This is a genomic window from Endozoicomonas sp. SESOKO4, assembly GCF_024606275.1.
In genome coordinates this window covers 1-10360 of sequence record NZ_JAHHPS010000343.1, presented here as the reverse complement: position 1 = coordinate 10360, position 10360 = coordinate 1, and the positions used below count along the sequence as shown (strand labels likewise).

The 10360-nt window shown below is 45.9% G+C and carries 15 protein-coding genes and 1 tRNA gene; 11 read left to right on the top strand and 5 right to left on the bottom strand.

What is annotated here, in order from left to right:
- Positions 1 to 260: 260 nt before the first annotated feature.
- A complete protein-coding gene (locus KDK16_RS06610) occupies positions 261 to 701 on the bottom strand; it encodes a hypothetical protein (RefSeq protein ID WP_257254978.1) in 441 nt (146 codons plus the stop codon).
- A gap of 474 nt (positions 702 to 1175) precedes the next feature.
- On the opposite strand from KDK16_RS06610, the gene KDK16_RS06605 reads away from it, so the two are divergent.
- The 9 genes from KDK16_RS06605 (at position 1176) to KDK16_RS06565 (ending at position 7814) form a co-directional block, all read left to right on the top strand.
- Positions 1176 to 1379, top strand: coding sequence for a hypothetical protein (locus KDK16_RS06605; protein ID WP_257254977.1), 204 nt, complete (start codon positions 1176 to 1178; stop codon positions 1377 to 1379).
- 186 nt (positions 1380 to 1565) lie between these two features.
- Positions 1566 to 2240: an RING-H2 finger protein gene (locus KDK16_RS06600; RefSeq protein ID WP_257254976.1), complete on the top strand. Its 675-nt coding sequence runs from the start codon at positions 1566 to 1568 to the stop codon at positions 2238 to 2240.
- A 161-nt stretch (positions 2241 to 2401) separates the two neighbouring features.
- A complete protein-coding gene (locus KDK16_RS06595; RefSeq protein WP_257275254.1) occupies positions 2402 to 3088 on the top strand; it encodes a transposase in 687 nt (228 codons plus the stop codon).
- A gap of 169 nt (positions 3089 to 3257) precedes the next feature.
- Positions 3258 to 3575, top strand: coding sequence for a DUF935 family protein (locus tag KDK16_RS06590; protein WP_373690675.1), 318 nt, complete (start codon positions 3258 to 3260; stop codon positions 3573 to 3575).
- Between the two features lie 302 nt (positions 3576 to 3877).
- Positions 3878 to 4783 carry an ImmA/IrrE family metallo-endopeptidase gene (locus KDK16_RS06585; RefSeq protein ID WP_257275252.1) on the top strand — a complete coding sequence of 302 codons (906 nt, stop codon included), beginning with the start codon at positions 3878 to 3880 and terminating at the stop codon, positions 4781 to 4783.
- Between the two features lie 67 nt (positions 4784 to 4850).
- Positions 4851 to 5102, top strand: a complete 252-nt coding sequence (locus KDK16_RS06580) for a hypothetical protein (RefSeq protein WP_257255584.1) — start codon at positions 4851 to 4853, stop codon at positions 5100 to 5102.
- 53 nt (positions 5103 to 5155) lie between these two features.
- Positions 5156 to 5767, top strand: coding sequence for a homoserine/homoserine lactone efflux protein (gene rhtB, locus KDK16_RS06575; protein ID WP_257255583.1), 612 nt, complete (start codon positions 5156 to 5158; stop codon positions 5765 to 5767).
- 435 nt (positions 5768 to 6202) lie between these two features.
- Positions 6203 to 6278, top strand: a tRNA-Thr gene (locus KDK16_RS06570).
- A 228-nt stretch (positions 6279 to 6506) separates the two neighbouring features.
- Entirely contained in the window at positions 6507 to 7814 is a 1308-nt protein-coding gene (locus KDK16_RS06565) for a restriction endonuclease subunit S (RefSeq protein WP_257252747.1), read from the top strand.
- A 51-nt stretch (positions 7815 to 7865) separates the two neighbouring features.
- Here KDK16_RS06565 and KDK16_RS06560 read toward each other — a convergent pair whose 3' ends face one another.
- Both KDK16_RS06560 and KDK16_RS06555 read right to left on the bottom strand, forming a co-directional pair.
- Positions 7866 to 8171, bottom strand: coding sequence for a DNA-binding transcriptional regulator (locus KDK16_RS06560; RefSeq protein WP_257252749.1), 306 nt, complete (start codon positions 8169 to 8171; stop codon positions 7866 to 7868).
- On the bottom strand, positions 8164 to 8538 hold the full coding sequence (locus KDK16_RS06555; RefSeq protein WP_257252751.1) for a type II toxin-antitoxin system RelE/ParE family toxin: 375 nt from the start codon (positions 8536 to 8538) through the stop codon (positions 8164 to 8166). Before KDK16_RS06555 ends, KDK16_RS06560 begins: the two co-directional genes overlap by 8 nt.
- Positions 8539 to 8711: 173 nt before the next feature.
- Between KDK16_RS06555 and KDK16_RS06550 the strand changes: the two genes are divergently transcribed.
- Both KDK16_RS06550 and KDK16_RS06545 read left to right on the top strand, forming a co-directional pair.
- The gene (locus tag KDK16_RS06550) at positions 8712 to 8957 is read left to right on the top strand and encodes a hypothetical protein (protein WP_257275250.1); all 246 of its coding nucleotides are present in this window, start codon (positions 8712 to 8714) and stop codon (positions 8955 to 8957) included.
- A gap of 39 nt (positions 8958 to 8996) precedes the next feature.
- Positions 8997 to 9446 (top strand): HIRAN domain-containing protein, encoded by a 450-nt coding sequence (locus KDK16_RS06545; RefSeq protein WP_306670754.1) that lies wholly within the window; start codon positions 8997 to 8999, stop codon positions 9444 to 9446.
- 32 nt (positions 9447 to 9478) lie between these two features.
- Here KDK16_RS06545 and KDK16_RS06540 read toward each other — a convergent pair whose 3' ends face one another.
- Complete coding sequence (locus KDK16_RS06540; protein WP_257275248.1) at positions 9479 to 9646, bottom strand: hypothetical protein; 168 nt, start codon at positions 9644 to 9646, stop codon at positions 9479 to 9481.
- A 41-nt stretch (positions 9647 to 9687) separates the two neighbouring features.
- Positions 9688 to 10360, bottom strand: a 673-nt coding sequence (locus KDK16_RS06535; protein WP_257275246.1) for a hypothetical protein, incomplete at its 5' end; no start/stop codon positions are given.

Sequence of the window (10360 nt, the reverse complement as noted above, 5' to 3'; positions counted from 1 at the left end):
AGGTGCTAGTGTCCGAAAGGGCGTGGAAGTTCGAGTCTTCTCCTGGGCACCAATCCTCAAAATTTTGTCATGTGATTCGTAGTAAGAAAGCCGGACAGTTGCCCGGTGGTATTATCTTTAATCTCTCTTCCTTTTTGTTATCTCGAACCCCGGCAAAGGCAAACGCTCTTCGCCCGCAAGACCAGTCCCCCCAGAAAAGAAACGCGCAAATCAGCGGCTGCCATAGACAATCCACTGGATTTTATTATTAGGTGACGTGGTTATTTTTTGAGATGGTTCACGATGATGACGAGTGTATCTTCAATCTTGTCAAAGCGCTTATCGTGTTCGTCAAAGCGTTTATCAATCTTGTCAAAGCGCTTATCGTGCTCGTCAAAGCGTTTATCGTGCTCGTCAAAGCGTTTATCAACCTTGTCAAAGCGCTTATCGTGTTCGTCAAAGCGCTTATCATGTTCTTCAAAACGTTCATCAACCCTCTTGAAACCTGCAAGTGTCGCCTGTGTCAACGCCGCAAGATCAGATTTAACCCTGATAACCTCAGATCTGACCCCAGCAATATCTGACTTTAAGTCTGCAATATCACGCTGGTTAGTCAGTGTGATGTTTTGTGTGTCTGCGCAAACCCTCGCCAGACTGTGCATGTTAGCGTCCATCTGTCTATGTTGCTCCTCAAGTTTCTCAACTCTTGCCTCAAGGCTCATACATTTACCTTTACCGTTTGTTGCGTGAGCGTTGAGCATAGTAGACAATCGAGACTATCACAAAATCAGCTGACACAGCCATAGACCGCCTGTTTGTAGTCATCGGCTGATAGCCACATCAGGATGGGGGTCATTGCTGTTAAAAAATATAGACCCGCCCTATTATAGGCCTCAACCCTTTTATACTTACTCCGAAAACACAAGCCCGCCAGAAAAAGCATCTCAAATCAGAAGCAAAATATTTTTTCAAAATAATCGCTTAAAAAAATAGCCTTCTTTGACCTTCCTATTGAGCAGCATGACGCAGCTATTACTGGGTAACCAACGTGAGTTCGATGCAAAAAAAAGACAATCAAGCCCCTGTAATTTAACTACCTTTCGGTTAAAGCTCTCAGATAGCTAACCAGAGGCTCCCATGTCTACAACCAGTGTATTCTGTGATGTTGATGATTTCTGCCTGACTTTTGAACCAGAATGACATTTGATGAATTGATAGAGGCCACGGATCTGGACTCAGCATTCATGATAAGGGACATGAACTTCAGAGCCTGGTACTGCACCATTGGGAAGTTCAAAGAGAAGTACGAAGCTCTGGAGGCTCTGGCTTTTCTGGAACGTGGTGAGAACATTAAGGGGATGCCCTATCCGAAGTGGCGTAAGATTCAGCATTTGTCATGAAGGTTGTGAACTGATGGACTAAGATGAAGTCCGATCTGTACGAACATGACACTGCCCTCTGTACATAAAGTACAAATCTCAAAGCGGCACTTAGTCACAAACTCAGGGACTGCGAAGTAGATGCATTCCTTGGGAAATTTTTTAATGCTTGTTCTCTTGATTAAAATCAAAATGGTGTAGCTGTATATGCGCTTGTTTATTTTTTTAGTTTTCAACTTAAGTTTAACAATCGGCACAGGATACGCTGACATATGTACAATTTGTCAACTTGAAATTAACAGCTGTCAGCAAAGTACTGCCCTTTGCTGCGGACATAATTTTCATGAGGGATGTTTAGATACATTACGATCAAATCGTGATCTATTATGCCCGGTTTGCAAGCAGCGATCCCGAGTACACCATGGTGCAAGTTCAGGAGATCATAGAATTTGTTTTGAGCAAGAACCTCTTTCACAGGCACTTTCCAGACCAGAGTTTCAGGCAAGAATGATAGCCAAACTACAAAACGAGCCGGCGGATCCTGAACTTCTGGCGTGTGCAGCTCCATTTGTAAAATCACAACTCGATTACCCACCAAAAAATGATACTGATAGAAGTTTATACAGAACGTTAACTGATTTGTTCTTTCAGCGTTTTTCAGAGTTAAGCGAAGCAGATCGGTGGAAATCAGTAGAAGTTTTTCAAACGCTCATGGATAAAGCAAGCGAGGCAAAGACAGAGACTCAGACAGCAATAGAGACAGAGACTCAGACAGCAACAGAGACTCAGACAGCAACAGAGACTCAGACAGCAACAGAGACAGAGACAGCAACAGAGACAGGAACAAGGCTCAGACAGAGCCATAGAGACAACGACAGCTAGTTTTATTTACAGAATGCCGCCTGCTTAAATCGAGCCACCAGGCACGTCGGATGGAGGGGCGAAGACCCGGAACGAACTGGAAGCATTTGATACTTAATGAGCCTTCTCCCCAGCTTACTGAGTAAGCCGGTAGGCAACGAAACCAAAAAGGAGAAGACCCAATGAGATTCTACACCAACTTGCATCCTCATTACTGTGGTATTGATCTCTATGCCCGAATGCTCTTCGTTTGTATTCTTGACCAGCAAGGCGACACGTTGGTTCATCAGAAAATAGCGGCTGATCCATCGGCTCTTCAGGCTTTTATCGAACCCTGTCAGAACAATATTGTCGTGGGCGTTGAATGCATGCATTGCTGGTATCGGCTCTCTACCTGGTGTCGTCATCAGGGCATTGATTTTGTTCTGGGTCATGCCCTCTATATGAAAGCGATTCACGGCGGAAAAGCAAAGAATGATAAAATTGATTCCTACAAGATTGCCAAACTCTTGCGGGGAGGCAATTTTCCCATAGCCTATGAATTTCCTGAAACCATGCGTGCTACCAGAAACCTCCTGCGCAGAAGAAACCGGCTGGTAAAATACTCCGGTGGACTCAAGGCTCATGTCAAAAATACCGCCAGCCAATACAACTTGCCTGATCTCAACAAGTACAACCTTCGATATAAAAGTAACCGGGCATCGGTCAGAGATTTCTTCCCGGATGCCATGGTTCAAACCAGTGTTAATCTTGACTTGGATCTGGCGGCCTATTTCGACCAAGAGCTGACTAAAGTAGAACGGAAGTTCAAGAAACACGCTCAGGATCTCAACGGCAGAGAGTTCAGGGTATTAAAAACCGTTCCCTGAGATTTGTGATGATCCTGCTTGCTGCAACATAACATGGGGATATACAGCACACGCAATATAATATCACTAACAGCCGTACCAAGTAGGATACTGTCATGGCAGGGAAAGCAACTCTTGGAGAAATCGCAAAGGCCGACCATGGCATACGCATGGCCAAAGCTTATACGTTATCGAGCTGATCGAGGCGGCTCGATCCGGGACCGCAGACTATGACGTGCTGTGCCAGCGTATGGACAAAGCCATCAGCAAGGTGATTCTCAGCCAGACAATGACCACTGACGACGGCAGCAGTCACAGCCAAGCCGAAGTCCATCAAGAAGTGGCTCGCTCTGTTATCAAAAGTGATGCAGACCTGGTGTGTGAGAGCCTTAACCAGCAAGTCATCAAATGGCTCACAGAATGGAACTTCCCTAACGCCAATGCGTTGCAATCGAGTGGGTCGGCACTCATGCAGATTATAATAAACAAAACTTCAGGAGGTGAATGATGTCTGAGATCAAAGTCATTAAGACAGAAAAAGATCATGCGGATGCCATGGAGCGCCTGATGTTCCTAATGGATAGCTGTCCGGAAGAAGGATCAAAAGAAGATAACGAACTGGAAGTATTGGCCCTCCTTATTGAGAAATACGAAACAGAAAAGTTTCCTGCAAACCTGCCAGACCCTATTGAAGCCATTAAGTTTCGTATGGAGCAAGAGGGTCTGGCCCGAAGTGATATGAAGCTTTATTTTGGTTCTGCCAGTAAGGTGTCCGAGATACTGAATGGAAACCGTGATCTGAGTCTTACAATGATTCGCAAACTGCACAGTGGGCTCGGCATACCTGCGGATGTTCTGATTAAGGAGCGAGGTGCCTCTTTACCTGAATCAAATGGCATCATTTGGGAAAATTTCCCACTGGCAGAGATGAAGAAAAGAGGCTGCTTTCCGGGCTTTTCTGGCTCGATTAATGAATTAAAAACCTATGCAGAAGAGCACCTGCGCCGTTTTTTAGGGAGTGTGGACTCCAGCTATATTGAACCTGCTCTTTGCCGGACATCTGCTCACTATGTTTCAGACAAAGAGGTTGATCAGTTCGCCTTGCTTGCCTGGCAAGTGAAAGTTTTACAAGAGGCAGAAAAAACGAAAACTGACAGCCCTTACATTCCTGGCAGTATTACACCAGAAGTGATGAAAGAGCTTGCAAGACTGAGTTGGTCAGCTCAAGGGCCAAAACTTGCTCAGGAATTCTTATCACATCTGGGGGTCAAGTTAGTTATCGAACCTCACTTTGGTAAAACTTATCTTGATGGTGCAGCTATGATGAGTAAATCAGATTATCCCGTCATCGGAATGACTCTGCGGTATGATCGCTTGGATAACTTCTGGTTTACGTTGATGCATGAACTTGCTCACGTCGCACTGCATTTAAAGTCTGACACAACTGCATTTTTTGATGATACTGACTCAGCTGAAAAGGACGATTGTGAACATGAGGCAGACAGCGCTGCAGCTGAGGCTTTAATTGAAAAGAGCATTTGGTCTAAAGCCAAGGTGCGTCAAAGTAAAAGCGAACGTGATTGCAAATCGTTAGCAAGAGAGCTAAAGATTAACCCGGCTATTGTTGCTGGGCGTATCCGTCACGAGGATAAAAACTACAGCATCCTGACCAATATGATCGGAAACAAAATGGTTCGTCAGCACTTCCGGTCATAACGGAACATTCCTGAATGATTAAACCCTATCAAAACAATCAAGCTCCTAACATCACAGGAGCTTTTATATGCCAATCGACATCTACAACTTCTTCGAACTCAGTAACAACTTCACGCCCAAGCCCGAAGCCGCCTTTCGACAGTTTCAGAGCAAAGAACTGAAAGCCAGCTTCAGCTGGATGGACCTACTCGTGGAAGAAAACGCGGCTGCTTTTACCCGCCTTTCACCGCCCCTGTCAGGAATAAATGGACTCGTAAAAAATGCCCAAAAATTTTCTCTTCTTTTAATTTCTGTTGCACACACTCGATTCATCGATTAAAAAACAGTCTGATCAAAACTTAAAAGACTTGGTTTTCTAATCCGGAATCTTCAATGGAACTTAATATCTGGCTGGCTTTTCTGGCCGCAACCATCATTATCAGCGTGACGCCGGGTGCCGGTGCGGTTAATACCATGGCCACCGCCATTCGCTCAGGGTTGATCAGAACCCTGCCATCCATCATGGGGCTTCAGGCCGCCCTGATTATATTTTTGATTGTCGTCGCTGCCGGTCTCGGGGCCATCCTTGCAGCCTCGGAGACACTCTTCACCCTGATCAAATGGACAGGCGCTATTTACCTGATCTTTCTGGGCATCATGAAATGGCGTGAAGCACCGAATGAGTTTTCCGTCGAGAACCAAAACCCTATCAGTCAGAGAAAATCTTTTGCCAGCGCCATTCTGGTCAATCTGACGAACCCCAAGGCCATTGTTTTTCAGGCTGCTTTCCTGCCACAGTTCATAGATCCTACCCTGACTCTCTGGCCCCAGTACCTCATTATGGGAATCACTATGGTTATAGTTGATAGCCTGGTTATGGTGGGTTACGCCAGCTTCGCCCTGAAACTGATGCCGATTCTGAAAAAGTATGGGAAGCTGCAAAACCGATTATTAGGCTCAATGTTTATAACCTGCGGCGGGCTTCTGGCTGCCAGCCAGCGGTGACGAACCTAATGGTACTATGGTCAATGTCTCACACAGGGAAAGGAAAACCTCCGGTTTCGGAAAATACTTAGCCATGGATAATAGGAATCGTCAGCTGGGAACAGGACGTTCACAAAGTCAGGAAGACTTAAGCTGACGAAGTTAATATCAGGAAGACCCGAACACCGCAGGGAGCGGACAAAGCAGAAAGCTTTGAAGTCAGGAAGACCGGTTGCAGGAAGTGAATTGAGGCAGGATGCAAACCGGGCAGGACGCCTGAACGGGTCAGGCAGGACCAAAACAGCAGGATGCTTATTTCAGGGCAGGAAGCTCTGGAAAACACAGCAGGAAAAGAATTCACAATGATCGTACAAAAAGCAGACCACAAGGTCTGTTTTTTGTATCGGATGATATTGACAAAGAACCCCCTCATACATATCATGCTCCTCGTTCTTTGCCGGTATAGCTCAGTTGGTAGAGCAACTGACTTGTAATCAGTGGGTCCCGAGTTCGACTCTTGGTGCCGGCACCATACAAAGCCCTGTAGAATCAGGCACTTAAAAGCCTCAGCATAGTCTGGGGCTTTTTTGTATCTGCTCACTTTTTCAGTTTTGGTCCCCACTCTAGTCCCCACTTTATTTTCAATATATTTCCATACATGTATATCCTTCTCACTTCAGCATATATTGGTATGAAATAGAGGCATATGGTTACATATGACAACCTATAACAAGGAATGTTGCCTGGCATAAACCGATGCATGGAAAAAGGTAAGCAGATGGACAGCAAACAAAACAAAAAAATAGCCACCTTCCAACCCGAGGAAGTACCTTATATTGAAGAAGAATCGCTGCATAACAATCTAGAAAAATACTTGCGCCTCATCTTTGAGGGAGCAGATCACACACTAATGACAGAAGAGGAAGCGCTCAGACTCATTACATCTTCAGAAACATTGTATTACCGAGAACTAATGAGATCAGCCGAGCAGAGAGACTGTGTTACAGATGGGTATAAAGCACTGGAGCTATCAGTATCATCTTTGGCTGAACTGATAAAATTTGCTTCGGAAAATAAAGATGCTTTCTCTAAGCAACTGTCGTGTCGGGCTGATCATAAATCCGTTGAAGTGACCCTTGAGTCAGCTAAGTATCTTGGTCGCTCTATTGAGCAAATTGCCATGGATGGAGCCGACCCTATGGATGCCCTTTACATTAGAGGCACCAAAGGACGCAGCAAACCAATCGCGTCAGCTCGCAATACAATGAATAGGCAAAAAGCTTTCCGTTCTGGAGTGGCAGCATTGGTAGATGTTATAAAAGCAACCAGTGAAAGTAAGGTTATTGACATACATCTGGAAGTTGCTGACTTACTCGATATGAAAGATAAAGAAAATACCATCAAAAAATGGCATGACACCTACAAGATTAAAAATAGTAAACTAAAAAGATCGGTGCTGAAGCGGGAGATTCCGGTGGGGTGGGGTGATGGCACAATGGACAAGCTCGGTCAGATTGTTGGTGGCAGTACACCATCAACCAAAGCGGCAGAGAATTTCTGTCAGTCAGGTACGCCATGGATTACACCAAATGACCTGTCCAACAACACTGAGTGCAAGTTTATCTCTCGTGGTGCTGTCGATGTAAGCAGTGATGGAATCAAATCTGCTTCTTTGAAAAAATATCCCAAGGGTACTGTTCTTTTGAGCTCAAGAGCACCAATAGGCTATATGGCTATCGCCAGAAATGAAGTAACAACCAATCAAGGCTTCAAGTCACTTATGCCATCCAAGGGTTACTCTTCCGAATTTATTTTCTATGCAGTCCAAAACTGCTTAAAAGCCATTATTCAATATTCTTCAGGATCAACTTTCAAAGAAATTTCCGGAACTGTGCTGAAGACAGTAAAAGTTCGCCTGCCATCAGAACATATCACTGACAAATATACCAGGCAAGTTGAGAGTATTTTCAAGAGGCAGGATATGCTGGAGCAAGAAAGTCAGCAATTGGCAAAACTCCGAGACTGGCTCCTCCCCATGCAGATGAACGGCCAGGTCACCGTAAAATAAGCCCCCGCCACTTCTGTCGTAACGGTATCCAGCCATGACGGATTAGGAAGATCAGACCAGCACTTCCAATCCTTTCTGCTCGATCAGATTTAACAACTTCAGAGAGGGGCCATTCGGCTTTTTGGCCCCCTGTTCCCACTTCTGCACCGTGGACTTGCTGATGTTCAAATAAGCAGCAAATACGGCCTGACTGGCTTTTACCTTGGTACGGATTCCCTTGATTTGCTCGGCGCTGTACTGCTTAACAGGAGGCAGGCACAGGGCGTCAAACTCCCGTAGGGTAGTGTCGTCCATCAAGCCCGCTTCATGGAGGTCTTTAGCGCCATCATGCACTGCATCTAAAATAGATTTATCCATTATTTCTGATCTCCAGTAGTATTCCCGCCGTTACCGCTTTATCCAGATCATGGTCATCGTAACTCAACAGGGTTCTGGCATAGGCTCTGAGCGCCTTCAGCTCTCTTGCGTCAATGTTGGCCTGAGCATTTTTGGCAAAACCGTAGACAAAGAAAGCTTTGTCTTTAAACTGGTACGCCAGAATTGTCCTCAGTCCAGCCCTTTTGCCCCTGCCTGCTATGGCTACACGCTTCTTGAGAACCTGCCCTCCCAGATCTGCGTCAACCAGCCCATTCTCTATTTCGCTGACTGCGGCTAGCAGGGCATCATCACTTAATCCTTCTTTGAAAGCCCATTTACTGAACGCTTTGTTTTTAAATACCCGCATAGTCAACCTTACTCAACCTTGGACAAGTATAGCACTAAGTACCACAAATAATAGCGACGAATTTTCAGAGTAGTTTATGCTCACCTTGCTTGTCGCTGCCAAGTTGCCAGTAGACAGACAGCATCTTGGGCTGGTAAAAGGAACCTGTTATGTGCTCTGAAATGACTCGTTCAATGAATAGTGTCTTTTTAGCCTGGCAAGACCCGAAAGAAAGAAACTGGCACACAGTAGGCAAGTTGTCCCAGGACCAGGAACTGTTTATCTTTGATTACACCCTGGGGGCCAGGAACGAATCCTTCATCCCCTTTTCCGGGATGGAACAGCTTGACGTTACTTATAAGTCGGACAAACTCTTCCCATTATTCGCCAACAGGCTGCTGAATCCGCGCAGGCCGGAATACAAAATGCTGATGTCCTGACTAGGACTCTCTGAAGAAGAACTTAGTCCGCTACAGGTACTGGCCAGAACTGGCAGCGTAAAAAGCACGGACAACCCGCAAATTTTCCCGGAACTGGACCTGACCGGGAAGAGTGCTATCGAGCTGGATTTCTTTGTTCATGGTGTTCGTTATGTATCTGAATCAGCCAGGCAGCGAATCAAGGCATTGAAAGAAGGTGACAAGCTGCTGTTAATGAATGATTTCCAGAATGAGACTGCCCCCCTCGCCCTGGCCATCAGAACAACGGGAACGCCGGAAATTATCGGCTTTTGCCCAAGGTTTCTGGCCCACGGTTTGGCCGATCTAGCAGCAGACAGGCACTCAGAACTGTCTTTGACTGTTGCTCGGGTCAACCAGGAAGCGCCCCTTTACTATCAGCTGATGTGTGAGCTCAAAGCCTGTTCCAGCCAAACCAGAAACCTGTTTAACAGCCAGGAATTTCAGACAATTTCCGGATCGATTCACTGACCTCTGTGTCAGGGGGGGCCAAACCCGTTGTATTAGACGGTTCCGCTTGCCTTCTGCCTGTAATGGTCGATATCAATCACCCTTTTTTCGGGCTTTTCCACAGTGCCATCAATGATTCTCCCCAGATAGTCATCGTACACTTTTGCAACGTCACGCTTTTCAGGCAAGCGGTCATCGTGGTCGTAATGCCTGGACTCCACTCTGCCATCCTCGCGGCTCTGTAACAGGTAGCGATGCTCCTTCAGTACTCTGCTATCTGCAAACAGGCGGGTAGCTGTCTGGCGCAAATCTTTGGCTGTGAATCGTTCTGGTTGAGGTTCTCTGTATACAGAGGCTTGTTCCAGTATATCCAGCGCCCTTTTGGTAAGAGGAATGACCCGTTTTTTCGGGATAGCATTTTTTCCTTTGGTGTCCGTGAAACTAGCGTTCGCTGGTTAAAGTCGATATCGCTCCAACGGATATGATTCAACTGCTCAGGTCGGTTGCCATAACAGGCAAGACAGAATCTCGCCAGTAACCCATAAAGAGGGCTCCAATCAGGAGTTCCTTTTTCCACGTTATTCCAGAACTGTTGTATTTCGTCATTCGAAAGGACTCTTTCCCGAACTCGCTCATAGTCAGCATACTTGGGGATTGGGACAACCGGGTTGAACTGAATTCCAAAACGCTTACCTGTTTCCAGTTGCTGCCTTGGGTCATAATCTGCTTTCAAGCCAAGGTTATAAGCAGCTAATAGATAGCTTCTGAATCGGTTAAAACCTGTGGTTACTCCACGTTTTAGTATGCGCTGAAAAACAGGCATCAAGTCGTCGGTAGTAATGCTGTTTGCCTTTTGCAGGGAAAGCTCAGGGAATGGGTTGAACAAGTTGTAGGAAAGTGAGCGTTCAACATCTTTGGCCGATGGGGCTTTGCGT

What these genes read in the sequence shown, in the direction of transcription:
- KDK16_RS06610 (WP_257254978.1), bottom strand. Translation starts at nt 701, where the DNA reads ATGAGCCTTGAGGCAAGAGTTGAGAAACTTGAGGAGCAACATAGACAG.
- KDK16_RS06605 (WP_257254977.1), top strand. Translation starts at nt 1,176, where the DNA reads ATGACATTTGATGAATTGATAGAGGCCACGGATCTGGACTCAGCATTC.
- KDK16_RS06600 (WP_257254976.1), top strand. Translation starts at nt 1,566, where the DNA reads ATGCGCTTGTTTATTTTTTTAGTTTTCAACTTAAGTTTAACAATCGGC.
- KDK16_RS06595 (WP_257275254.1), top strand. Translation starts at nt 2,402, where the DNA reads ATGAGATTCTACACCAACTTGCATCCTCATTACTGTGGTATTGATCTC.
- KDK16_RS06585 (WP_257275252.1), top strand. Translation starts at nt 3,878, where the DNA reads ATGATTCGCAAACTGCACAGTGGGCTCGGCATACCTGCGGATGTTCTG.
- KDK16_RS06580 (WP_257255584.1), top strand. Translation starts at nt 4,851, where the DNA reads ATGCCAATCGACATCTACAACTTCTTCGAACTCAGTAACAACTTCACG.
- rhtB (WP_257255583.1), top strand. Translation starts at nt 5,156, where the DNA reads ATGGAACTTAATATCTGGCTGGCTTTTCTGGCCGCAACCATCATTATC.
- KDK16_RS06565 (WP_257252747.1), top strand. Translation starts at nt 6,507, where the DNA reads ATGGAAAAAGGTAAGCAGATGGACAGCAAACAAAACAAAAAAATAGCC.
- KDK16_RS06560 (WP_257252749.1), bottom strand. Translation starts at nt 8,171, where the DNA reads ATGGATAAATCTATTTTAGATGCAGTGCATGATGGCGCTAAAGACCTC.
- KDK16_RS06555 (WP_257252751.1), bottom strand. Translation starts at nt 8,538, where the DNA reads ATGCGGGTATTTAAAAACAAAGCGTTCAGTAAATGGGCTTTCAAAGAA.
- KDK16_RS06550 (WP_257275250.1), top strand. Translation starts at nt 8,712, where the DNA reads ATGAATAGTGTCTTTTTAGCCTGGCAAGACCCGAAAGAAAGAAACTGG.